Genomic DNA, 22,749 nt, shown 5'->3' with positions numbered 1-22,749 from the left:
GGCGGCGACACTGTCATGGCAAGCTAGTTTCATGCCGTCGCCAGCGTGCGCTTAGCGCACATGTCGGCCGCTGTTGAGCGGGTGCCGGTGGTGGCGGCTGGCGAGCCGGAATAAAAAAGGCGAGGCCGCCCAAGCGCCTCGCCTGTAACCGATCGGACCACTCAGTTAAGATGGCCGACCGCGCGCAGGTACTCGTTCTTCTTCTCGAAGATCAGTCCGCTCAGGAAGGCCGCATCATAGGCGGCAAGCAGGTGGGCGTGGTGCTCTTCGATATAGCGGGCGACGCGGGCCTTTTCGCATTCGATGCCGCACAGCCATTCATACATCTCGGCGTCCCAGCGGAAACTCAGCTCCAGTTCGATGAAGGCGGCGTTATAGGCTGCGAGCTGCGTCTCGCGCGGGATGGGCTGGTTGTCAGTGCCGACCGTAATGGTTGCGGGGCGGCTGTCAGTCTGGACCTGGTTCATGGCTTGTCTCCTCGATGCGCTGTAGCGGTGGGGTTGAGACAAGCATAGGGACGTCAAACGATTTACGATAATTAAAGTTTGACAGTCAAACCATAAATTATCGTTTATGGATGGCGATGCTAGGCTTCCAGGCGAATCAATCCTTCCACGCCGGTAATCCGCTGGATCAGTCCCGCGCCTTCCTCCATCAGGAACTGCTTGAACGCCAGTGCCACGGGCGGCAGCCGCTTGTTCTTGCGATGCACAACGTACCAGTTGAGCATCACCGGAAAGCCCTCGATATCGAGCACGGCCAGCTTCCCCGCCTGCAACTCGAGTCCGACCGTGTGCGCCGACAGGAAGGCGATGCCCATGTTGGCGATCACCGCCTGCTTGATGGTCTCCGTGCTCTTGATCTCCATGGCGATGCGCAGGTTGGACAGCCGGCCGGCAAAGCCTTCCTGCATCGAATTCCAGGTATCCGAGCCCTTTTCGCGCGAAACAAAGGCCTCGTCGGCCAGTGCCGAAAGCGGGATGTTGCGCTTGCCGACCAGCGGATGGCTGGGCGCTGCGACGATGACGTAAGGGTGGGGCGCGAAAGCTTCGTTGATGGTGTCCATGCCTTCCGGCGGACGCACCATCACCGCGAGGTCGGTCAGGTTGCCGGCCAGCTGGTGCAGCAATTCCTCGCGATTGTGCACCGCAAGGTTCAGCGTCACGCCTTCATGGCGCTCCATGAATTCCGCCAGCAGCCGCGGAAAGAAATAGTCGCCGGCGCTGATCACCGCCACATTGAGGCGCCCGCCGGAAATGCCCTTGAGCTGCGACATGGCGTCTTCGGCCTCGCGGAACTGCTGGATGATGCTGCGGCTGTAGTGCAGCATCTCGTGCCCCGCCGGCGTCAGGTAGATCTTCTTGCCGAGTTGCTCGAACAGCGGCAGGCCGACGTGGTGTTCCAGCTGCCGGACCTGGGTCGACACGGCCGGCTGCGTCAGGTGCAGCTCCTCGGCGGCGCGCGAAAAGCTCATATGGCGGGCGACGGTTTCAAAGACCTTCAGTTGCCGCAGCGTGGCGTTCCTCATTCAATCGTTCCGTGCAATATATAAACGGTCATCAATACAAACGATAAAAAACTTTATGCAGTGCTGATCTTAGATTCAAGTAGCATCAATCCCGGATTTGCATGCCGCAATGTCAGGCGTCGATCTCATACGTGACCAAGGGCCCACACCTAAGAGGCCCGGGAGAGTGTCCCGTCCGGGGACGCAGCTGGCAAGCACAAGGAGACAAGAATAGATGGCGCAATATGAAGCGGCGGCCACGCCCGCTCACAGCGATGTGAACGGCCGGGGCCTGCAAAACCGTTGGATCCAGCTCGCAATCGGCGTGGTATGCATGGGGCTGGTGGCCAACCTGCAGTATGGCTGGACCTTGTTCGTATCCCCGATGGACGCCAAGCATCACTGGGGAGCATCCGCGATCCAGGTGGCGTTTTCCATTTTTATCGTAACCGAGACCTGGCTGGTACCGCTGGAGGGCTGGCTGGTCGACAAGTTCGGTCCGCGCCCGGTGGTGGCGGGCGGGGCGATCTGCGCGGGGCTGGCGTGGGTGATGAACGCGTATGCGACCACGCTGCCGGAATTGTATGTGGCGGCGGTGATCGCGGGCATCGGCGCGGGCGGAGTGTACGGCACCTGCGTGGGCAATGCGCTGAAGTGGTTCCCGGACAAGCGCGGGCTGGCCGCCGGGCTGACGGCGGCGGGGTTTGGCGCGGGCGCGGCGATCACTGTGATCCCGATCGCGAACATGATCCAGAGCGCCGGGTATGAAAAGGCATTCCTGTTCTTCGGCATCCTGCAGGGTGCGTGCATCTTCGTACTGGCGCTGCTGCTGGTGAAGCCCAGGGCGCCAAAGGGAGCGGTGGCGGCCAAGGCGGTGCTGACCAACCCGGTGGAACACACGCCGGGGCAGATGGTGAAGACGCCGGTGTTCTGGCTGATCTACGCGAGCTTTGTCGCGGTGGCCGCGGGCGGGATCATGGCGACTGCGCAGCTGGGGCCGATCGCGAAGGACTACGGCTTTGCGTCGATGCCGGTGACGCTGCTCGGGCTGACCTTGCCGCTGCTGACGATGACGCTGTCGATCGACAACCTGTGCAACGGCTTCACGCGTCCGCTGTGCGGGTTCCTGTCGGACAAGTTCGGCCGCGAGAACACGATGTTCGTGATCTTCATCGGCGAGGGGCTGGCACTGCTGGGCCTGATGCAGCTGGGGCACAACCCGTACTGGTTCATGTTCTTCGCGGCGCTGACGTTCCTGTTCTGGGGCGAGATCTTCTCGATCTTCCCGGCGCTGTGCGCGGACACGTTCGGCAGCAAGTTCGCGGCGGCCAACGCCGGGACGCTGTACACGGCCAAGGGCACGGCGGCGATGCTGGTGCCGCTGGCATCGGTCCTGTCGGCGCGCGGCGGCTGGGAGGCGGTGTTCACGGTGGCGGCGGTGGTGACGATCGCCGCGGGGATCTCGGCCAAGGTATTGCTGGCGCCAATGCGCAGGCGCTTTATCACCGGGCAGGCCGAAGGCCTGCAGGTTGCGGATGCCGCCTATCTGCCGCGAATCCAGAGAGAAGGAGACTAAGTACCCCCGAAGGACGGCCTGCCTGCGCGCAGGCCGTTGCCATGACATCAGGCCAACGACCGCGCGACACCTGCAAATCCATACCCACAGCAACGAAGGCTGCACACAGCCACGCCCCACCAAGGAGACTGCCATGACCGGACCGCATGCATCGGTGCCCGCACCGCGACATCCCGCCGCGCCCGACCACGGGCTGCGCCTGAGCAGCGCCGTCGCGTGCCAGGGAGGGCGGCCATGAACATCTCGCTCCCCCAACTGAAGGCCTTCGCCGCGGTGGCGCGGCACAAGAGCTTTACGCGCGCGGCCGCCGAACTCGGCCTGACGCAGTCCGCGGTAAGCCGCAGCGTGCGCGAGCTGGAAGAAGAAATCGACCAGCGCCTGTTTGACCGCACCACGCGCCAGGTTGAATTGACCGACGCCGGCCTGCACCTGTCGCAGCGCATCTGCCACCTGATCGAGGAGGTCGAGCAGACGCTGCGCGACAGCCAGAGCGCGAGCCGCCCGTGCCAGGGCCTGGTGCAGATCGCGTCGGACCCGGTGCTCAGCTCGATGTCGCTGCCGGCGTGGCTGGCGGGCTGCCGGCAGGCGTGGCCGGCGATCGCGATCCACCTGAAGGACCGCTCGCAGGAATCAGTGCTGCAGAGCGTGCGCAGCGGCGAGGTCGACTTCGGCATCGCCACCGATCCGCGCGCCGCCGATGACCTGTACTGCGAACCGCTTTGCATCGACCCCTATCACGCCGTGCTGCCGGCGCAGCATCCGCTGGCGGCGCGCGACTCGGTAGGGTGGGGCGAGCTCAGCGATGCCAGCGTGCTGACGCTGGACCAGCAGTGCGGCATGCAGCCGGCGGTGGAGAAGGCGCTCAGCAGCTACCACGTGCGGACCAGCTCGCTGCAGCTGCTCGGGCACTTTGCCGCGGTGTTCGGCATGGTAGCGCTGGGGCTGGGCATCGGCGTGGTGCCGTCGCGCGCGCAGGCGGGCGGCCTGAACCCGGCCGCCGTGATGCGGCCATTGCGGCCGCAGGTGACGTCAACCGTCATGCTGGTGCGGCGCAAGAGCCGGTCGCTGAAGCCCAACGCCGCCGCCATCTGGGACGCCTTGCGCGGCCTGGAGTATGAACCCCCGGCCACGGCGGCAGTGGCGCGCCGGGATACCACCACCGTGTGAAGGGATGCGAGATCGCCATCCCGACCGCTGTTGTATTGGAGCAAATTTTCTACTGATATATTACATACAGGATATTTACACATAGTGCGGCGCAGCATATAATGAAAACTCCTGACCACAACGCAACTGGAGTTTTCAAATGGAAGTCGCATTGCTCTTCGCCCTTGGCCTGGCCGCTCTTGCCGGCGGTGTCGCCATGACCATCCTGCTGGCTAGCCGCCTGCCGATGGACGTGCTGGTGACCGCGCAGGAACATGGCCGCTTTGCCGGGCTGGGATCGAGCCAGGAAAGCGACGGAGTGGGCCGCGCACGCCAGGCGCGCGTCGTGCCCGCTGCCGGCGAACTGGCATACGCCTGATCGGCGCTGCGCCGGGCGCAGTCCGTGCGTATTGCGCATGGCACCGCCTCGAGCGCGTCTGGCAAGGATGTAGCGGCCGGCATCCCTTGTTGCTGAGCTTGTCCGTCTCAAGCCTGGCTTGAAGACCCCGCGGCCGCCAACTCTCCCTCCTTCGGTGCGCTGTCTTGCGCGCTATTCTGCCGCTGATTCGCCCCCAGCCTCCCGCCCAACGTCCCCCCAAGCCTTCCACCCTGGCGCTTGCCATCCTTCATCCTCCCCAGTTTTAGGCAAACCAGCACCTGCCATGCATGCACCTCCATGCCAAGCGGAAGTCACGTCATTTTAAATGTATCAAACTAGGGACTTTCCCCAACCGCTCGCTTTCCCGGTTTCCTCACGCCTTAATCCCCGGCATGCTGGTGGTTGCCACCGGCGCGTGGATTGATGCGCCGACTCAAGGCAACTGCTTGATTTCCAAGGATTCCTGGTGCCAGCGGCAGGGCCGTTGATGCGGCGCGCGCAATAGTGGCGCCGCAGCATCGGCCATGCCGGCGCAGGTTGCGGAAAGTGTTTGCTGCAGAGCCGCAACGAATACGCTTGACTTGTGTGATATATCACATACCGTATAGCACTAGAACGGCTAAGCTGTTCGAGACCGAGAGTCACGCAGAGGCGTCTTCAGGCGCCCAATCTTCCACCTTGGCGGCTTGCCGCTATAAGGAGACATCATGGAACTGCAGCAAAGGGAGTCCACGTCGCGTTTTGCGTCGCCGTGGGTGCAATTGGTCTTCGGCGTGATCTGCATGGCGATGATCGCCAACATGCAGTACGGCTGGACGCTGTTCGTCAACCCGATCGACGATAAATACCACTGGGGCCGCACCGCGATCCAGGTGGCATTCACCATCTTCGTCGTGACGGAAACCTGGCTGGTACCGATCGAGGGCTACCTCGTCGACAAGTACGGCCCGCGCCCGGTAGTGGTGGGTGGCGGCCTGCTTTGCGCCATCGCGTGGGCGCTGAATTCGGTGGCGTCTTCGCTGCCGATGCTGTACGTCGCCGCGGCAATCGGCGGCCTGGGCGCGGGCGCGGTGTATGGGACTTGCGTTGGCAATGCGCTGAAGTGGTTCCCCAATCGCCGCGGTCTGGCGGCAGGGATCACAGCGGCCGGCTTCGGCGCGGGCTCCGCGCTGACCGTGGTGCCCATCGCCAACATGATCAAGACGTCGGGCTATGAAGCCGCGTTCCTGTGGTTCGGCCTTGGCCAGGGCCTGGTCGTGTTCATCCTGGGCATGGCCCTGTTCCCGCCGTCCGCGAAGATCCTGAGCGAGGTCAAGTCCACGCTGAAGGCTGCCGCCACCTACAATGCTTCGCCGCGCGAGGTGCTGAAGTCGCCGATCTTCTGGGTCATGTACGCGATGTTCGTGATGATGGCCGCCGGCGGCCTGATGGCCACCGCCCAGCTCGGTCCGATCGCCAAGGACTTCGGCCTGCACGAGGCGCCGATCTCGATCCTCGGCCTGACCTTGCCCGCGCTGACCTTCGCACTGACCATCGATCGCGTCCTCAACGGCTTGACGCGCCCGTTCTTCGGCTGGATTTCCGACCATATCGGCCGTGAACGCACCATGTTCTTTGCCTTCGGGGTCGAGGCCGTCGGTATCCTGCTGCTGTCGAAGTACGGCCATCATCCGGTTGCCTTCGTGATCCTGACCGGCGTGGTGTTCTTCGCCTGGGGCGAGATCTACAGCCTGTTCCCGGCCACCTGCGGCGACACCTTCGGGCCGAAGTTTGCCGCGACCAACGCGGGCCTGCTGTACACCGCCAAGGGCACGGCCGCGCTGCTGGTGCCGTTCTCCAGCGTGATCACGGCCGCCACGGGCAGCTGGCATGCGGTCTTCATGGTGGCCTCGGGGATGGCGGCATTGACTGCGATCATGGCGCTGTTCGTGCTCAAGCCGATGCGCGAAGCCCATGCCCGCAAGTATGTCCATGCCAATACCTCGGCACCAATGGGCTACCGTACCGTGCCAGAAGACCTGACCTGATGAAGAAAGCAGTACGGCGCCAGCGGGCGCCGGTAGTATCCGGGGCAGGCGGCCGCCATGCCTGCACGGCCACCCGCCCCGGTAGCACAATACGAGAAAAATGAAGCACGACAGGAGGGTGGCCCGCGAGGCACCTTCCTGATCGGCCATCCGACATCCACAAAAGATCCAGGCACCGCCATGAACCAGGTTGTCATCCCTCTTGAGGCGACAGGGCTCGGCCGGCAGCGCAAGCGCCGCCAGCCCAAGGGCCGTCAGGTCGACGCGGCCGCGCTGGCCGAAGTGCGCGTGGCGCTGGGCGACATGCCGCGCCGCCGCGATCTGCTGATCGAACACCTGCACTGCATCAACGACCGCTACGGCCAGCTTGCGATGCCGCACCTGGTGGCGCTCGCGAGCGAGCTGAGGCTGTCGATGACCGAGGTGTACGAGGTCGCCAGCTTCTACCACCATTTCGACGTGGTCCGCGAGGACGCGGACGGACAGATCGCCGCGCCGCCCGCGCTGACGGTGCGCGTATGCGAGGGCATTGCCTGCGAACTGGCCGGTGCCCGCGCGCTGATCGACAAGCTGCCTGCCTTGCTCGGCACCGAGGTGCGCGTGATCGCGGCGCCGTGCATCGGCCGTTGCGAGAAGGCGCCCGCGGCGCTGGTCGGGCAGAACCCTGTGGACGGTGCGACCGCCGACACGGTTGCCGCCGCGGTCCAGGCCAGGGCCGTGCATCACGAGCCTGAGCCCTATATCGATTACGACGCCTACCGTGCAGCGGGCGGCTACGGCCTCCTGAAGTCCCTTGACAACGGCACCCTCGATGCCGACGCCGTGCTGTGCACGATGGAAGATTCCGGCCTGCGCGGCCTGGGCGGCGCGGGCTTCCCCACCGGCCGCAAATGGCGCATCGTGCGCAAGGAACCCGCACCGCGCCTGATGGCCGTGAATATCGACGAAGGCGAGCCTGGCACCTTCAAGGACCGCGTCTACCTGGAGCGCGATCCGCACCGCTTCCTGGAAGGCATGCTGATCGCGGCGACGGTGGTGAATGTGTCGGCGATCTACATCTACCTGCGCGACGAATACGCCGGCTGCCGCGCGCTGCTGGCCGAGGCACTGCGGCAGCTGCGCGACGACCCGCCGCTTTCCGGCCTGCCCACGATCGAGCTGCGCCGCGGCGCGGGCGCGTATATCTGCGGCGAAGAGTCGGCGATGATCGAGTCGATCGAAGGCAAGCGCGGCATGCCGCGGCTGCGCCCGCCGTATGTGGCGCAGGTGGGCCTGTTCGGCCGGCCCACGCTCGAGCACAACTTCGAGACCCTGTACTGGGTGCGCGACATCATCGAGAAGGGCGCGGAGTGGTTCGCCGCGCAGGGTCGCAACGGGCGGAAGGGCCTGCGCTCGTTTTCGGTTTCCGGCCGCGTGAAAAAGCCCGGGGTGCACCTGGCACCGGCGGGCATTTCCGTGCGCGAACTGATCGACGAATACTGCGGCGGCATGCTCGACGGCCACAGCTTCTACGCCTACCTGCCGGGCGGCGCGTCGGGCGGCATCCTGCCCGCGTCGATGGGCAATATCCCGCTCGATTTCGACACGCTGCAGCCCTACGGCTGCTTTATCGGCTCGGCCGCGGTGGTGATCCTGTCCGACCACGACAGCGCCACGCAGGCGGCGCGCAACCTGATGCACTTCTTCAAGCATGAGTCGTGCGGGCAATGCACGCCGTGCCGCACCGGCACGGCCAAGGCGCTCGACCTGATCCGGCAGCCGAAGTGGGACCTGTCCGCGCTGGACGACCTGTCCGCGGTGATGCGCGATGCATCGATCTGCGGGTTGGGGCAGGCCGCGCCCAATCCCGTCGACTGCGTGATCAAGTACTTCCCGCACGAACTCGCGTGAGAGACTGACATGAATGCACTGACCCGCGCCGAACGCGCGCTTGTCGAATCCGCCGAGCCAGCCGTCACCTTCACGCTCAACGGCCGTGAAGTCACCGCGCAGCCCGGCGAAAGCTTGCTCAAGATAGCGCAGCGCGAGGGCTTCGACGTCCCGCACCTGTGCTACAAGGACGGCCTCGAGCCCGCCGGCAACTGCCGCGCCTGCATGGTGGAGATCCAGGGCGAGCGCGTGCTGGCCCCGTCCTGCTGCCGCTATCCCGCCGCAGGCATGCAGGTGCAGACCGAATCCGAACGCGCCCGCCGCGCCCAGCGTACCGTGCTGGAGCTGCTGCAGTCGGACATGCCGGAAGCGGAATACACGCGCCACAACGAACTCGACCAGTGGGCGGCGAAGCTGGAAGTCGGCAAGCCGCGCTTTGCCCCGCGCGAGCGCGTGGCGGCGGACCTGTCGCACCCGGCCATCGCCGTCAACCTCGATGCCTGCATCCAGTGCACCCGCTGCCTGCGCGCCTGCCGCGACGAGCAGGTCAACGACGTCATTGGCCTGGCGCTGCGCGGCGATGAGGCCCGCATCGTGTTCGACATGGACGATCCCATGGGCGCCTCCACCTGCGTCGCCTGCGGCGAATGCGTGCAGGCCTGTCCGACCGGCGCACTGATGCCCGCGCGCGACGTGGCCCTGGCCGTTCCCGACAAGCAGGTCGAATCGGTGTGCCCGTATTGCGGCGTGGGCTGCCAGCTGACCTACAACGTCAAGGACAACCGCATCCTGTTCGTGGAAGGCCGCGACGGTCCCGCCAACCACCAGCGGCTGTGCGTGAAGGGCCGCTACGGCTTCGACTACGTGCAGCACCCGCAGCGGCTGACCGTGCCGCTGGTGCGCCGCGAAGGCGTGCCAAAGCGCGGCGATTTCGTCATGGACCCGGACCACGTCATGGACGTGTTCCGCGAAGCCTCCTGGGAAGAGGCGCTGGCGCTCGCCGGCGGCAAGCTCGCGCAGATCCGCGACACGCATGGCAAGCGCGCGCTGGCGGGCTTCGGCTCGGCCAAGGGCAGCAACGAAGAGGCCTACCTGTTCCAGAAGCTGGTGCGCACCGGCTTCGGCAGCAACAACGTCGACCATTGCACGCGGCTGTGCCATGCCTCGTCGGTGGCGGCGCTGCTGGAAGGCATCGGCTCGGGCGCGGTGTCGAACCCGGTGATGGATGTCGACAAGGCCGAGGTCGTGATCGTGATCGGCGCCAACCCGACCGTGAACCACCCGGTCGCGGCAAGCTGGATCAAGAACGCCGTGAAGAACGGCACCAAACTGATCGTGGCCGATCCGCGCCGCTCCGACCTGGCGCGCTTCGCCTGGCGCTTCCTGCAGTTCAAGCCCGATGCCGACGTGGCGCTGCTCAACGCGATGATGCATGTGATCGTCAACGAGGGCCTGGTGGACCGCGACTTCATCGACAGCCGCACCATCGGCTTCGACGAACTGCAGCGCAACGTCGCCGCGTACAGTCCCGAGCTGATGGCGCCGATCTGCGGCATCGACGCCGAGACCATCCGCGAGGTCGCCCGCGCCTATGCGACCTCGAAGGGATCGATGATCCTGTGGGGCATGGGCGTATCGCAGCACGTGCATGGCACCGACAACGCGCGCTGCCTGATTGCGCTGGCGCTGATGACCGGCCAGATCGGCCGGCCCGGCACGGGGCTGCATCCGCTGCGCGGGCAGAACAACGTGCAGGGCGCTTCCGACGCGGGGCTGATCCCCATGATGTATCCGGACTACCGGCGCGTCGACGATCCGGTGGCGATCGCCAGCTTCGAAGCGCTCTGGGGCATGCCGCTGGACCGCCAGCCGGGCCTGACCGTGGTGGAGGTCATGCAGGCGATCGAGCGCGGCGAAGTGCGCGGCATGTACATCATGGGCGAGAACCCGGCGATGTCCGACCCCGACGCCGAGCATGCGCGCGAGGCGCTGGCGTCGCTCGATCACCTGGTGGTGCAGGACATCTTCCTGACCGAGACGGCGTACCTGGCGGACGTGGTGCTGCCGGCATCGGCGTTCCCGGAGAAGACCGGCACCTTCACCAACACCGACCGCACCGTGCAGCTCGGGCGGCAGGCGCTCGAACCACCCGGGCAGGCGCGGCAGGACCTGTGGATCATCCGGCAGATGGCGGCGCAACTCGGGCTGGAATGGCACTACGACAGCGTGGTGGATGTGTTCAACGAAATGCGGCAGGCAATGCCAAGCATCGGCGGCATGACCTGGGAGCGCCTGGAGCGCGAGCACGCCGTGACCTATCCATGCATGGAAGAGGGCGATCCGGGCGAGCCGGTGATTTTCACGGACAGCTTCCCGACCGACAGCGGCCGTGGCCGCTTCGTGCCCGCCGACATCATTCCGGCTGCGGAGCGGCCTGATGCCGACTACCCGATGGTGCTGATCACCGGGCGCCAGCTGGAGCACTGGCATACCGGCAGCATGACCCGTCGCGCCGGCGTGCTCGATGCGATCGAGCCGGATCCGGTCGCGCTGGTGCATCCGCTGGATCTCGATGCACTGGGCGGCAAGCCCGGAGATGTGGTCACGCTGTCGTCGCGGCGCGGCGAAGTCACGCTGTATGCGCGCGCCGATGCCGGCACGCCGCGCGGCGCCGTGTTCGTGCCGTTCTGCTACTACGAAGCGGCGATCAACAAGCTGACCAACGCAGCGCTGGACCCGTTCGGCAAGATCCCGGAGTTCAAGTACTGCGCGATCAGGATGACGGTGGGCGGGCAGGTGCCGGTGCAGTCCAGCTATGGCGGCGGGCAGATACTGGAGCCCGCTGCTGTCTAGCAGCAGTAATGGTGGTGTTTCGCCTGCGCGGCGGGCGAAGCACCACCGCGTCCCTGCGCTACGCCAGTGCTTTCCCCTTCGTCTCCGGCATGAACGCATACACCAGGAACCCCGTCACGCACACCGCGGCGATATAGATCCAGCTATAGTCGGCCGAGCCCGCGCCTGACATCGACGTCATGATGTAAGGCAGGGTCCCGCCAAACAAGGTGACCGAGATCGCATATGGCAGCGCCACGCCGGTCGCGCGCACCTCGGAGGGGAACTGCTCGGCCATGACGGCCGCGGCGGTAGCGGCATAGCCGCATGACAGCAGCATGCCGATGCTGACAATGGTGGTCGCCACCCAGAAATCGTTCGCCAGGAAATGCAGCCCGGGCCAGGCAAAGAGCGCCGACCCGCCCGCGAACGCCATCAGCACGGGCTTGCGCCCGATGCGGTCCGCGAGCTTGCCGATCAGCGGGATCGCAAACAGCGACAGGATGATGGAAATCACGCTGGCGCTGAACGCGTCCTGCAGGCTCAGCCCCGTGCGCACATGCGCGAAGGTCGGGAACAACACCAGCCACAGGTAGAGCGTGAGGTTGCCCGCCATGGCGATGCCGATCACGCGCAGCGACTCGCGCCAGTGCCGGGTGACGACCAGCAGCGACGGGTGCGCGGCGGCATGGTGCGCGACCTTGCGCGTGAAGGCCTCCGTTTCCGCGACCGAGAGCCGGATCCACAGCGCCACCAGTCCCATCAGCCCCGCGATCAGGAAGCCGAGCCGCCAGCCCCATGCCGACATCGCCTGCGCATCCAGCGTGCGCGTCAGCAGGTAGCCGATCAGCGCCGCGACGAGCACGCCGGCGTTGATGCCAAAGTACTGCCATGAACCCGCGAAGGCCCGGCGCGAAGGCGCGGCCGATTCGACCAGGTACGTCGACGCCGAGCCGAATTCCCCGCCGGCCGCGAAGCCCTGCACCAGCCGGGCCAGCACCAGGATCACTGGTGCCGCCATGCCGATGGTCTCGTAGACCGGACACAGCGCGATCACCACGGTGCTGCCCGCCATCAGCGCCACCGACAGCGTCAGCCCCTTCTTGCGCCCGTGGCGGTCGGCATACGCGCCCAGCACGGCGCCGCCGACCGGCCGCATGATGAAGCCGACCGCGAACACGGCAAATGCCGACAGCAGCGACACCATCTCGTTGTGGGCCGGAAAGAAATGCCGCGAGAACAGCGAGGCGAAGGTGGCGTAGATCACCCAGTCGGCGAACTCCACGATGGTACCGAGCGTCGCCGCCGCAATCGCCTTGCGCTGCGCGCGCGTCAGCGGGACCGGTCGGTCGACTGCATCATCTGCTGGCAGGGTCGTTTCCATGCCGTCTCCTTGAATCGTCTTGTTGGCATTGCGCCGCCATGCAGGCAAAGCGCATCGGCGTGTTTGGCGGTATGCCGCCTCGACACGTTCGCGCATCGTAGAGGGGCGAGCGTTGGGGGTTCAAACGAGTTTTTTGGTCGCGACAATTGAGTTTTCATCAAGCGAGCGAGGGCTGGCAGCTTATGCCGGCAAGCGCGTCGCACGGTTGAGCAAAACTCAATCCATCGGTCCGGAAAAGTCGTTTGAAGCTGCGCGGCCGCGCTCTTAGTATCCGGTCCACAGTCAGGGGCACAGTCAGGGGTACAGTCAGAGGCGGAGCCAGTGTCCTTGATGCCGTCAGACGCTGCGCCAGCAGCAACAACAAGGAGACACGCATGACGACATTCGGGTTTGTCGGACTCGGCGCCATGGGCAGGCACATGGCCCGGCACCTGCTGAACCACGGCCTTGCGGTGACCGTATACGACAGCAATGCCGGCGCGGTCGATGACCTCGTCCGCGCCGGCGCGATCCGCGGCGAAAACGTCCGCGACGTGGGCGATTGCGCCGAGGTGGTGATGGCCTGCCTGCCGACGCCCGATGTGGTCGAGCAGGTTGCCATCGGCGCGGAAGGCATTGCCGGCGCGCGCGGCGTGAAGGTCTTCGTCGACCATTCGACCACCGGCCCGAGCGTGGCACGCCGGATCGCTGCCGTTCTGGCACGGCACGGTATCCAAGCGCTCGACGCCCCGCTGGCCGGCGGCGTGGCGGGGGCCGAAGCGGGATCGCTGAGCGTGATGGCTTCCGGCGATGCCGCGGCCTTCGCCACCGCGCAGCCGGCTTTCGAGGCCTTCGCGCGCAATATCTCTTACCTGGGCGAACGACCGGGCCTCGGCCAGACGCTCAAGCTCATCAACAACATGATCGCGGGATCGGCGCTGGTGACAGCCGCCGAGGCGGTGCTGTTCGGCGTCAAGGCAGGCATTCCGGCGGAGGCCATCCTGCAGGTGCTGTCCGGCAGCACGACCGCGCGCGGCTTTGCCGTGCAGACGCTGCTCGCTGACAAGGTGCTGTCGCGCAGGTTCGACTTCGGCTTCCGCATGGACCTGATGCGCAAGGACCTGCGGCTGGCGCTTGGCGAGGCCGAGGCCGTCGGTGCACCGATGTTCGCAACTTCCGTGGTCAAGCAGTTCTTCGATGCAGCGGTGGCCGACGGCGCCGGCAGCGACGACATGACGCGCGTCGTCCAGCAACTGGAAAAGCTGGCTGGCGCGACCATCGGGCCGGCCGGCACGCAAGGCCGTATCAAGGAGCAGCAATGAACCAGGTGTTGAACTACATCGGCGGAGAGGACATGGCGCCCTCGACGGGCCGATTCATCGAGAAAACCGACCCGCGCACCGGCGCAGCGTTGTGCCAGGTGGCCGACAGCGGCAAGCCCGAGATGGATGCTGCCGTGGCCGCGGCAACGGCGGCGCTGCCGGCCTGGCGTGCCATGCGTCCCGCCGAACGTGGCCGCATCCTGGTCGAAATCGGCCGCGCGGTGCGCGAGAGCGTGGCGACGCTTGGCAGCCTCGAAAGCATCGAGACCGGCAAGCCTGGCCGCGAGATGCCGCAACTGATGGCGCTGGTCGCGCAGTATTTCGAGTTCTACGGCGGCATCGTCAACACCATGGATGGCGAGCTGATCAACGCCGGGCCGGACTACCACATCTACACGCGGCGCGACCCTTTCGGCGTGATCGGCGTGATCCTGCCGTGGAACGCCCCGCTGCACCAGGCTGCCCGTGCGATCGCGCCGGCGCTTGCCACCGGCAACGTGGTCGTGGCCAAACCGTCGGAGTTCACCTCCGGCTCGCTGGTGGCCTTCGCCAGGCTGGCAGAGTCAGTGGGCCTGCCGCCGGGGGTGCTGAACGTCGTGGTCGGATCGGGGCCGGTGCTGGGACCTGCAATGGCCGAACATCGCGACGTGCGCAAGATCTCGTTCACCGGCAGCACGCGCGCGGGCAGGGAACTGGGGCGCCTCGCGGCCGACCGCATGCTGCCGCTGACGCTGGAACTGGGCGGCAAGTCGGCCAACATCGTCTTTGCCGATGCCGACCTGGATGCCGCGGCCAGGGGTTGCACCACCGCCTTCACCTGGAACGGCGGCCAGTGGTGCGCGGCAGGCACGCGCCTGCTGGTCCAGTCATCGGTCCACGATGCCTTTGTCGACAAGCTGCTGGGCGCGGTGGCAGGCGTTCGCGTCGGTGCCGACCATGACGCGACGTATGGGCCGATGACGACGCGTGCGCAGTTCGACAAGGTGCAGCAGAGCTTCGATACCGCGCGGCGTCTCGGACTGGTGCCGGCGGCCGGCGGCCGCCTGGCACGGGTGCGAGGCGGCGAGGGCGGCTGGTATATCGAGCCGACGGTCTACCTGGGGGTCACCAATGACATGGAGATCGCGCGCGAAGAGATTTTCGGTCCGGTGCTTTGCGTGATCCGGTTCGACGATGAGGCGGATGCCGTGCGCATCGCCAACGACTCGGACTACGGGCTGGCCGCGGGAATCTGGAGCCGCGATATCGGCCGTGTCCATCGCGTCGCCGGCGCGCTCGAGGCGGGCCGCATCGTCGTCAACGAATACAGCGGCGGGTTTGTGCAGACGCCTTGCGGCGGCTTCAAGCAGAGCGGCTATGGGCGCGAGCAAGGCGTGGAGGCGCTTGCGCACTACACGCAACTCAAGTCCGTGATCATCCGGCTGTAGGCGCACGGGATCGCCGCGCAGGAACCACAAGCGACAACGCCCGCCAGGCCCTCGGCGGGCGTTCTTCATTGCGGGGACAGTGCGCAGGCGGCTCAACTCATCTTGCCGAGGATCGCCTGCATCTCGTCGACATCGAATGCCCGCAGCGTCTGCGTGCGCACGTTGCCCAGCGCGCCGACCGCCATGCCGAAGGCGATCATGCTGGCATCATCCTGCGCCTCGACGGTCAGCACGATGTCGTATTTGCCCAGTGTCCAGAAGATGTCTTTCATCTGCACGCCGAAGCGCGCGCCCATTTCGCGCACCGCGGCGGCGCGCTTGGTGGTGTCCTTGACGGCGCGGATGCCCTGGTCGGTGAAGCTGGCTAGCACGATGTAGCGGGTCATGGCGGGATCTCCGGTAAAGGGATTGATCGAACGCCGTCCCGGCCGCGCAGGCACTTTATCGCAGCGAGCCGGGGCAGTGGTTCAGGACTTCCCGGCGCAGCACCCGGGTGCCTGAGCAACCCCATGCCGACGCATATCGCGCGCCAGCCGCCGTGGCGCGCCGCGTGGGGGGTGATGCCGCCGCGCCGGCCACCGCGTGGCGGCCCGGTGTGTATCAGCCCTGATACAGCCGACCGCCTCAGTCCTGCATCGGTCCGCTTTCGCCGCCGTCCGGCGTATCCAGCGCACGCATGTTGTCCAGCAGCTTCAGCAGGTAATGCAGCGTATGCGTCAGGTCGTTGGTCGAGAACCCGTCCAGCGCGTGCTCGTAGTACTGCCGGATTTTCGGCTGCGCCTGGTGCAGCCACACTTCGCGGCCCGGCTCGCTCATCCGCACCAGCCGCGAGCGGCGGTCGCGCCCGTCCGGCGCCAGCGTCACGTGACCGTCGCGTTCCATGCGGCTGACCAGCCCCGACAGGTTCTGACGGCTCACCATCAGGTAGCGCGCCAGGTCGCCGACGCTCATGCCATCGGCGGCTTCCGGACGCGACAGCGCGCCCAGCACTGCCCACTGCTGCGTCGTCAGGCCTTCGGCTTCGACTGCCCGCGACCCTGTTTTATGCAACATGTTTGCGCATTGGTATAGGCGGAAGAACAGCCGGTTGGCCAGTTCCATGCGGGCGTTGGTGGGGAGTTCGCCTACCTTGTCGGGGTTAACCATAGTCGTTTCCAAAGGATTGATGCCTTGCGCACGGTGCCGGTCGCACCTATTATACGCCAATATATTTACGTAATTAACGGGGCGTGTGGCGGCGGCACCGCCGGCACGATAGCACCGGAACCCTGAAAGGAGAACGGCTGTGCAAGGACTCGAAGGCAAGACGGTCATCGTGACCGGCGGTGGTGGCGGTATCGGCGGCGCAACCTGTTTGCGTTTTGCGCGTGCGGGTGCGGCGGTCGGCGTGCTTGACCTGAACCCGGAGGCAGGCGAACGCGTGGCGGCGCAGATCCGCGATGGTGGCGGCCGCGCATTGTCAGTGCGCTGCGACATTACCGATCGCGCCAGCGTCGACGCGGCGGTAGCAGCGGTGGAGCAGCAGCTGGGCCCCATCGACGTGCTGGTCAACAACGCCGGCTGGGACGTGTTCCGTCCCTTCGTCAAGACCGAGCCGGCGCAGTGGGAGCGGCTGATCGCCATCAACCTGACCGGCGCCCTGCATATGCACCACGCGGTGCTGCCCGGCATGGTGGCGCGCAAGCGCGGGCGCATCGTCAATATCGCCTCCGATGCCGCGCGCGTGGGCTCTTCCGGCGAAGCGGTGTATGCCGCGTGCAAGGGCGGGCTGGTGTCGTTCTCCAAGACCATTGCGCGCGAGCATGCGCGCCACGGCATCACCGTGAACGTGGTGTGCCCGGGGCCGACCGAGACCGCGCTGTTCGAAGACTACAAGCACGGCGCGGGCAACCCCGAGAAGCTGGTGGAAGCCTTTACCCGCTCGATCCCGCTGGGCCGTATCGGCCAGCCCGATGACCTGCCCGGCGCGGTGCTGTTCTTCGCCGGCGACGATGCGGCGTTCATCACCGGCCAGGTGCTGAGCGTGTCGGGCGGCCTGACCATGAACGGCTGAGCGCGGCCATACCAACGCAAGCGAACAACCAAGCGAAGCACGGAGACCACCATGCAATACGACGACATCCTCTATGAAGTGCGCAACGGCGCGGCCTGGATCATCATCAACCGCCCGGAAAAGATGAACGCCTTCCGCGGCCGCACCTGCGACGAACTGATCCACGCCATCAACCGCGCCGGCTATGACCGCGAGATCGGCGCCATCGTGCTGGCCGGCGCCGGCGAGAAGGCCTTCTGCACCGGTGGCGACCAGTCCGCGCACGAAGGCCAGTACGACGGCCGCGGCACCATCGGCCTGCCGATGGAAGAACTGCACAACGCCATCCGCGACGTGCCCAAGCCGGTGATCGCGCGCGTGCAGGGCTATGCCATTGGCGGCGGCAACGTGCTGTGCACGATCTGCGATTTCACCATTGCTTCGGACAAGGCCGTGTTCGGCCAGGTCGGCCCGCGCGTCGGCTCGGTCGACCCGGGCTATGGCACGGCCTTCCTCGCACGCGTGGTCGGCGAGAAGAAGGCGCGCGAGATCTGGTACCTGTGCCGCCGCTATCCCGCCGCCGAGGCGCTGGCGATGGGGCTGGTGAACGCCGTGGTGCCGCACGAGCAGCTCGACGCCGAAGTGCAGAAGTGGTGCGACGAAATCATGGAAAAGAGCCCGACCGCGCTCGCCATCGCCAAGCGCTCGTTCAATATGGACACGGCGCACCAGAGCGGCATTGCCGGCATGGGCATGTATGCGCTCAAGCTCTACTACGACACCGAGGAATCGCGCGAAGGCGTGCGCGCCTTCCAGGAAAGGCGCAAGCCGGACTTCCGCAAGTACGCGAAGTAAGCCGACCGGACCGCGCGGAGATGACCATGAATCCCTACCTTGACGAAGACCTGTCGGCGCTGGCCGAACATGCCCGCCGCTTTGCCGACGCGCGCGTCGCGCCCGGCTACCTGGAGCGAGACCGTTCCCGCGTGCTCGACCGCGCGCTGATGCGCGAAATGGGCGAGATGGGCTTTATCGCGCCCGAGTTGCCGGAACAGTATGGCGGGCAGGGCATGGGCTCGCTCGCGGCCGGCGTGATCCACGAAGCGGTGGCGCGCGCCGACCTGAGCTTGTCGTATATCAACCTGCTGGCTTCGCTGAACGGGCAGATCCTGGCGCACCATGCGCGGCCGGAGATCGGCGGCCCGTGGCTGCAGCGCCTGACGCGCGGCGAAGCGCTGCTGGCGATCGCGCTGACCGAGCCGCGCGGCGGCTCTGACGCGGCCAGCCTGCGCCTGCGCATGGAGCGCGATGGCGACTATTACGTGCTCAACGGCGAGAAGACTTCGATCTCCGCCGCCGACCAGGCCGATGCCGCGGTGGTGTTCGCGCGCAGTGGTTCAGTCGAGGCGGGCGCGCGCGGCGTGTCGGCACTGCTGGTGCCGATGGACCTGCCGGGCGTCACGCGCAACCGCTTCGACTGCCATGGCCAGCGCGCCATCGGGCGCGGTTCGATCTTCTTCGAGAACGTGCGCGTGCCGGCGAGCCATCTGCTCGGCAAGGAAGGCGAGGGCTTCGTGCAGGTGATGCAGGGCTTCGATTTCTCGCGCGCGCTGATTGGCCTGCAGGTGCTGGCCGTGGCGCAGGTGGCGCTGGACGAGACCTGGGCCTATGTGGCCGAGCGCCAGGCCTTCGGCAAGCCGCTGTCGGCGTTCCAGGGCGTGTCGCATCCGCTGGCCGACTTCGAAACCCAGGTGCAGGGTGCGCGCCTGCTGTGCCTGCAGACGCTGTGGCTGAAGGACCGGGGGCTGCCGCATACCGCCGAGGCGGCGATGTGCAAGTGGTGGGCGCCCAAGCTGGCCTACGACGTGGTGCACCAGTGCCTGCTGTCTTTCGGCCACGGCGGCTATGACCGCGGCGTGATGGAGCAGCGCCTGCGCGACGTGCTCGGCTTCCAGATCGGCGACGGCACCGCGCAGATCATGAAGACCATCATCGCGCGCACGCGCGCGGGCCGCGAAGCGGTACCGGCCTGACGCGCGCGCCCGTCGCAACGACTGGCAGCACACAACAATGAGGAGACCGCCATGGATTTCGACCCAATACTGATCGCGCCGCGCCGTGCCGCCAGCATTGCCGCCGGGCACTGGCAGGACCGTACCATCAACGACTATCTTGCCGCCTGCGTGCGGGACCGCCCCGACGCGCCCGCGCTGACGGCGCTCAGTATCGACCGGCAGGTCCTGACGCGCTTCACCTGGCAGGAACTGGCGCGCATGGCCGACCGCGTGGCGGTGGGGCTCTCCCGCCTTGGCATCGTCGCGGGCGACGTGGTCTCATGCCAGCTGCCCAACGGCTGGCACCTGAGCGTGCTGTACCTGGCCTGCGCGCGCGTGGGCGCGGTGCTCAACCCGGTCATGCCGATCTTCCGCGAGCGCGAGCTGTCGTTCATGCTGGCGCACGCGCAAAGCAAGGTGGTGGTGGTGCCGAAGGTGTTCCGCGGCTTCGACCATGCGCGGATGCTGGGGGGTTTGCGCGATGTGTTGCCCGCGCTGCGGCATATCGTCGTGGCGGATGGCGAGGGCGAGGACAGTTTCGAGGCGCTGCTCAGCGGGCCATCCTGGGAAGACGCCCCGGATGCCGCCTCCATCCTGCAGCGCAGCCGCCCCGGTCCGGATGACGTCACGCAGCTGATCTACACCTCCGGCACCACCGGCGAGCCCAAGGGCGTGATGCATACCGCGAACACGCTCTTCTCCAACATCGTCGCCTATGCCGGCCGGCTCCGTCTCGGCGGCGACGACGTGGTGCTGATGGCGTCGCCGATGGCGCACCAGACCGGCTTCATGTACGGCATGATGATGCCGGTGGTGCTGGGCGCGCACGCGGTGCTGCAGGACATCTGGGACCCGGCACGCGCCGCCGCGCTGATCCGCGACGAAGGCGTGACCTTTACCATGGGCTCCACGCCTTTCCTCACGGACCTGGCGCGCGTGGTGGCCGAGTCCGGCGCGACTGTGCCGAGCCTGCGCATCTTCCTGTGCGCGGGCGCGCCGATTCCGGGCGCGCTGGTCGAGCAGGCGCGGCAGGCGCTGGGCGCGAAGATCGTATCCGCATGGGGCATGACCGAGAACGGTGCGGTCACCACGACGCTGCCGGAGGACAGCGTCGAACGCGCGTCGACAACCGATGGCCGCCCGCTGCCCGGGGTTGCAATCCGCGTCGTCGACGGCGCCGACGAGGACGTGCCGGTTGGCGAGACCGGCCGGCTGCTGGTGCGCGCCTGCTCCAACTTCGGCGGCTACCTGAAGCGCCCGCAGCTGAACGGCACCGATGCCGGCGGCTGGTTCGACACCGGCGACCTGGCCCGGCTCGATGCCGAGGGGTATTTGCGCATCGCCGGCCGCAGCAAGGACGTGATCATCCGCGGCGGCGAAAACATTCCCGTGCTGGAGGTCGAGACCCTGCTGTACCGCCATCCCGCGGTGGCGCAGGTGGCGATCGTCGCCTATCCCGACGAACGGCTGGGCGAGCGTGCCTGCGCTTTTGTGGTGCCGCGCGCCGGGCATGACTTCGACCACGCGGCGATGGTGGACTGGCTCAAGGGGCAGAAGATGGCGCTGCAGTACATCCCGGAAAAGCTCGTCGTGCGCGACGCCTTGCCGGCGACGCCGGCGGGAAAGATCCAGAAGTTCAGGCTGCGCGATTTGTTGCGGGAATCGCTGTAAAACTGTGCTGTAGCCGCCGGTTTGCTCCCCTCTCCCGCTTGCGGGAGAGCGGCAGGGGGAGAGGGCCGGCGCGTGTCAAGCACGCCTACCGTAACACCCGCGTAGCGGCCCCAAGCGCCTCGCCAAACAACTCACCCACCAGATCCACCTCAGCCTCGTCGATGACCAGCGGCGGCAGGAACCGCACCGTCGCCCCATGGCGCCCGCCAAGCTCGACGATCAGCCCGCGCTGCAGGCATTCGCGCTGCACGGTACGCGCAAAGTCGCCATCGGCGGGGTACGCGCCGACCACGTCAGGTTCGGCACGCTCATCCACCAGTTCCACCCCAAGCATCAGCCCGCGCCCACGCACCTCGCCAATTGCGGCGAAGTCCGGCTGCAACTGGCGCAACCTCGCTGCCAGCCGCTGGCCCATGCCGTCGGCATGTGCCACCAGCCCCTGCGCGGCGATGGCGCGGATCGTGGCCGAGCCCGCCGCCATCGCCAGCTGGTTGCCGCGGAAAGTCCCGGCATGCGCGCCCGGCTGCCACGCGTCGAGCGCGCCATCGTAGATCACCACCGACATCGGCAGCCCGCCGCCGATCGCCTTGGACAGCACCAGCACGTCGGGCACGATGCCGGCATGCTCGAACGCGAAAATGCGCCCGGTGCGGCCCAGCCCGGTCTGCACTTCGTCCAGCACCAGCGCGATGCCACGCTCGCGCGTGATGCGGCGCAGTTCGCGCAGCCATCGTGCCGGCGCGGGGATGACGCCGCCTTCGCCTTGCACCGCTTCCACCACAACCGCCGCCGGCGGCAATACGCCGGACTCGGGATCGGACAGCATCTGCTCGATATAGCGCAGCCCGGCATCGATGCCGGCTTCGCCGCGCAGGCCGAACGGGCATCGATAGTCATACGGGTACGGCAGGAACTGCACGCTCGCGCCGAGCGCGCCCAGCGGCGCCTTGGGCCCAAGGTTGCCCATCAGGGCCAGCGTGCCGTGGGTCATGCCATGGTAGCCGCCGGCGAAGCTCAGCACGGTGTGCCGGCCGGTCGCGGTCTTGGCCAGCTTGAGCGCGGCTTCGATGCCGTCGGCGCCGGTCGGGCCGCAGAACTGGATGCGGGCGCGCGCGGCGAACTCGGCCGGCAGCAGGCCGAACAGGTCGTCGATGAACCGGTCCTTGACCGGCGTGGCCAGGTCAAGCGTATGCAGCGGCAGGCCGCTGTCGAGCGTATCGCGCAGCGCGCGCACCACCGCCGGGTGGTTGTGGCCGAGCGCGAGCGTGCCGGCGCCGGCCAGGCAGTCGATGAAGAGCTGGCCGCTGGTATCGCGCAGGTACACGCCGTAGCCCTGTTCCAGCGCCAGCGGGATGCGGCGCGGGTAAGAGCGGGCGTTCGACTCGCGGGCGCACTGGCGCTGCAGGTAGGCGTTGTCGTCGAGCCGGATCGGTGCTTGCCGGGCAAAGGCGCCGGCGGAGAACGGCGCGGGTTGGCCGTGGGCGAGCGTGGCGAGCGAGGGAGGCGTCATGGTGTCGTTCCTAGCGGAGGGCGTTGTACGGGGG

At 66.9% G+C, this 22,749-nt stretch carries 18 protein-coding genes; 12 read left to right on the top strand and 6 right to left on the bottom strand.

Translation table 11 applies throughout. The annotated features are described in order from the left end of the window. Positions 1-161 precede the first annotated feature (161 nt). Complete coding sequence (locus J8I82_RS03575) at positions 162-467, bottom strand: HAD family hydrolase (RefSeq protein WP_209754481.1); 306 nt, start codon at positions 465-467, stop codon at positions 162-164. Between the two features lie 119 nt (positions 468-586). Continuing rightward, on the bottom strand, positions 587-1,528 hold the full coding sequence (locus tag J8I82_RS03570) for a LysR family transcriptional regulator (protein ID WP_029046993.1): 942 nt from the start codon (positions 1,526-1,528) through the stop codon (positions 587-589). Positions 1,529-1,742: 214 nt separating this feature from the next. Between J8I82_RS03570 and oxlT (J8I82_RS03565) the strand changes: the two genes are divergently transcribed. The 6 genes from oxlT (J8I82_RS03565) (at position 1,743) to fdhF (ending at position 11,357) form a co-directional block, all read left to right on the top strand. Then, on the top strand, positions 1,743-3,083 hold the full coding sequence (gene oxlT / locus J8I82_RS03565; RefSeq protein WP_209754480.1) for an oxalate/formate MFS antiporter: 1,341 nt from the start codon (positions 1,743-1,745) through the stop codon (positions 3,081-3,083). A 234-nt stretch (positions 3,084-3,317) separates the two neighbouring features. Continuing rightward, positions 3,318-4,250 (top strand): LysR family transcriptional regulator, encoded by a 933-nt coding sequence (locus J8I82_RS03560; protein ID WP_209754479.1) that lies wholly within the window; start codon positions 3,318-3,320, stop codon positions 4,248-4,250. Between the two features lie 139 nt (positions 4,251-4,389). Then, positions 4,390-4,608 (top strand): hypothetical protein, encoded by a 219-nt coding sequence (locus J8I82_RS03555; RefSeq protein ID WP_209754478.1) that lies wholly within the window; start codon positions 4,390-4,392, stop codon positions 4,606-4,608. A gap of 707 nt (positions 4,609-5,315) precedes the next feature. After that, on the top strand, positions 5,316-6,635 hold the full coding sequence (oxlT, locus tag J8I82_RS03550; RefSeq protein ID WP_209754477.1) for an oxalate/formate MFS antiporter: 1,320 nt from the start codon (positions 5,316-5,318) through the stop codon (positions 6,633-6,635). A gap of 180 nt (positions 6,636-6,815) precedes the next feature. After that, positions 6,816-8,525, top strand: coding sequence for an NADH-ubiquinone oxidoreductase-F iron-sulfur binding region domain-containing protein (locus tag J8I82_RS03545; RefSeq protein WP_209754476.1), 1,710 nt, complete (start codon positions 6,816-6,818; stop codon positions 8,523-8,525). A 9-nt stretch (positions 8,526-8,534) separates the two neighbouring features. Then, entirely contained in the window at positions 8,535-11,357 is a 2,823-nt protein-coding gene (gene fdhF / locus J8I82_RS03540) for a formate dehydrogenase subunit alpha (RefSeq protein ID WP_209754475.1), read from the top strand. A gap of 58 nt (positions 11,358-11,415) precedes the next feature. On the opposite strand, the gene J8I82_RS03535 is transcribed toward fdhF, so the two are convergent. After that, the gene (locus J8I82_RS03535; protein WP_209754474.1) at positions 11,416-12,720 is read right to left on the bottom strand and encodes an MFS transporter; all 1,305 of its coding nucleotides are present in this window, start codon (positions 12,718-12,720) and stop codon (positions 11,416-11,418) included. 374 nt (positions 12,721-13,094) lie between these two features. Between J8I82_RS03535 and J8I82_RS03530 the strand changes: the two genes are divergently transcribed. Together J8I82_RS03530 and J8I82_RS03525 are read left to right on the top strand one after the other, a co-directional pair. After that, positions 13,095-14,021 carry an NAD(P)-dependent oxidoreductase gene (locus J8I82_RS03530; protein WP_209754473.1) on the top strand — a complete coding sequence of 309 codons (927 nt, stop codon included), beginning with the start codon at positions 13,095-13,097 and terminating at the stop codon, positions 14,019-14,021. Then, positions 14,018-15,448 carry an aldehyde dehydrogenase family protein gene (locus tag J8I82_RS03525; protein WP_209754472.1) on the top strand — a complete coding sequence of 477 codons (1,431 nt, stop codon included), beginning with the start codon at positions 14,018-14,020 and terminating at the stop codon, positions 15,446-15,448. The genes J8I82_RS03530 and J8I82_RS03525 overlap by 4 nt, the downstream gene beginning before the upstream one ends. 92 nt (positions 15,449-15,540) lie before the next feature. Here the strand turns inward: J8I82_RS03525 and J8I82_RS03520 are convergent, their stop codons facing one another. Both J8I82_RS03520 and J8I82_RS03515 read right to left on the bottom strand, forming a co-directional pair. Then, a complete protein-coding gene (locus J8I82_RS03520) occupies positions 15,541-15,834 on the bottom strand; it encodes a GYD domain-containing protein (protein ID WP_209754471.1) in 294 nt (97 codons plus the stop codon). A gap of 238 nt (positions 15,835-16,072) precedes the next feature. Then, on the bottom strand, positions 16,073-16,594 hold the full coding sequence (locus tag J8I82_RS03515; protein WP_209754470.1) for a MarR family winged helix-turn-helix transcriptional regulator: 522 nt from the start codon (positions 16,592-16,594) through the stop codon (positions 16,073-16,075). Between the two features lie 139 nt (positions 16,595-16,733). On the opposite strand from J8I82_RS03515, the gene badH reads away from it, so the two are divergent. Genes badH through aliA form a run of 4 tightly spaced genes read left to right on the top strand, consistent with a single transcriptional unit; the run spans position 16,734 to position 21,205 of the window. Further along, on the top strand, positions 16,734-17,501 hold the full coding sequence (gene badH, locus J8I82_RS03510) for a 2-hydroxycyclohexanecarboxyl-CoA dehydrogenase (protein WP_209754469.1): 768 nt from the start codon (positions 16,734-16,736) through the stop codon (positions 17,499-17,501). A gap of 51 nt (positions 17,502-17,552) precedes the next feature. After that, on the top strand, positions 17,553-18,335 hold the full coding sequence (gene badI, locus J8I82_RS03505) for a 2-ketocyclohexanecarboxyl-CoA hydrolase (protein WP_209754468.1): 783 nt from the start codon (positions 17,553-17,555) through the stop codon (positions 18,333-18,335). Between the two features lie 26 nt (positions 18,336-18,361). After that, entirely contained in the window at positions 18,362-19,513 is a 1,152-nt protein-coding gene (gene aliB, locus J8I82_RS03500; protein WP_209754467.1) for a cyclohexanecarboxyl-CoA dehydrogenase, read from the top strand. Positions 19,514-19,564: 51 nt separating this feature from the next. Next, complete coding sequence (gene aliA / locus J8I82_RS03495; protein ID WP_209754466.1) at positions 19,565-21,205, top strand: cyclohexanecarboxylate-CoA ligase; 1,641 nt, start codon at positions 19,565-19,567, stop codon at positions 21,203-21,205. A gap of 85 nt (positions 21,206-21,290) precedes the next feature. Here aliA and J8I82_RS03490 read toward each other — a convergent pair whose 3' ends face one another. Then, positions 21,291-22,715, bottom strand: coding sequence for a diaminobutyrate--2-oxoglutarate transaminase (locus J8I82_RS03490; RefSeq protein ID WP_209754465.1), 1,425 nt, complete (start codon positions 22,713-22,715; stop codon positions 21,291-21,293). Positions 22,716-22,749: the final 34 nt, after the last annotated feature.

The organism is Cupriavidus consociatus (genome assembly GCF_017814975.1).
Lineage (GTDB): Bacteria > Pseudomonadota > Gammaproteobacteria > Burkholderiales > Burkholderiaceae > Cupriavidus > Cupriavidus consociatus.
Note: the sequence above shows the minus strand (reverse complement) of the source record. Positions and strands in the feature narration are given on the sequence as shown.

Bases quoted from the DNA above. Each gene is read 5' to 3' on its own strand.
- J8I82_RS03575 (WP_209754481.1), bottom strand. From the start codon at position 467: ATGAACCAGGTCCAGACTGACAGCCGCCCCGCAACCATTACGGTCGGC.
- J8I82_RS03520 (WP_209754471.1), bottom strand. From the start codon at position 15,834: ATGACCCGCTACATCGTGCTAGCCAGCTTCACCGACCAGGGCATCCGC.
- oxlT (WP_209754480.1), top strand. From the start codon at position 1,743: ATGGCGCAATATGAAGCGGCGGCCACGCCCGCTCACAGCGATGTGAAC.
- J8I82_RS03525 (WP_209754472.1), top strand. From the start codon at position 14,018: ATGAACCAGGTGTTGAACTACATCGGCGGAGAGGACATGGCGCCCTCG.
- J8I82_RS03560 (WP_209754479.1), top strand. From the start codon at position 3,318: ATGAACATCTCGCTCCCCCAACTGAAGGCCTTCGCCGCGGTGGCGCGG.
- J8I82_RS03545 (WP_209754476.1), top strand. From the start codon at position 6,816: ATGAACCAGGTTGTCATCCCTCTTGAGGCGACAGGGCTCGGCCGGCAG.
- aliB (WP_209754467.1), top strand. From the start codon at position 18,362: ATGAATCCCTACCTTGACGAAGACCTGTCGGCGCTGGCCGAACATGCC.
- J8I82_RS03530 (WP_209754473.1), top strand. From the start codon at position 13,095: ATGACGACATTCGGGTTTGTCGGACTCGGCGCCATGGGCAGGCACATG.
- J8I82_RS03490 (WP_209754465.1), bottom strand. From the start codon at position 22,715: ATGACGCCTCCCTCGCTCGCCACGCTCGCCCACGGCCAACCCGCGCCG.
- fdhF (WP_209754475.1), top strand. From the start codon at position 8,535: ATGAATGCACTGACCCGCGCCGAACGCGCGCTTGTCGAATCCGCCGAG.
- badI (WP_209754468.1), top strand. From the start codon at position 17,553: ATGCAATACGACGACATCCTCTATGAAGTGCGCAACGGCGCGGCCTGG.
- J8I82_RS03555 (WP_209754478.1), top strand. From the start codon at position 4,390: ATGGAAGTCGCATTGCTCTTCGCCCTTGGCCTGGCCGCTCTTGCCGGC.
- J8I82_RS03515 (WP_209754470.1), bottom strand. From the start codon at position 16,594: ATGGTTAACCCCGACAAGGTAGGCGAACTCCCCACCAACGCCCGCATG.
- J8I82_RS03535 (WP_209754474.1), bottom strand. From the start codon at position 12,720: ATGGAAACGACCCTGCCAGCAGATGATGCAGTCGACCGACCGGTCCCG.
- J8I82_RS03570 (WP_029046993.1), bottom strand. From the start codon at position 1,528: ATGAGGAACGCCACGCTGCGGCAACTGAAGGTCTTTGAAACCGTCGCC.
- aliA (WP_209754466.1), top strand. From the start codon at position 19,565: ATGGATTTCGACCCAATACTGATCGCGCCGCGCCGTGCCGCCAGCATT.
- oxlT (WP_209754477.1), top strand. From the start codon at position 5,316: ATGGAACTGCAGCAAAGGGAGTCCACGTCGCGTTTTGCGTCGCCGTGG.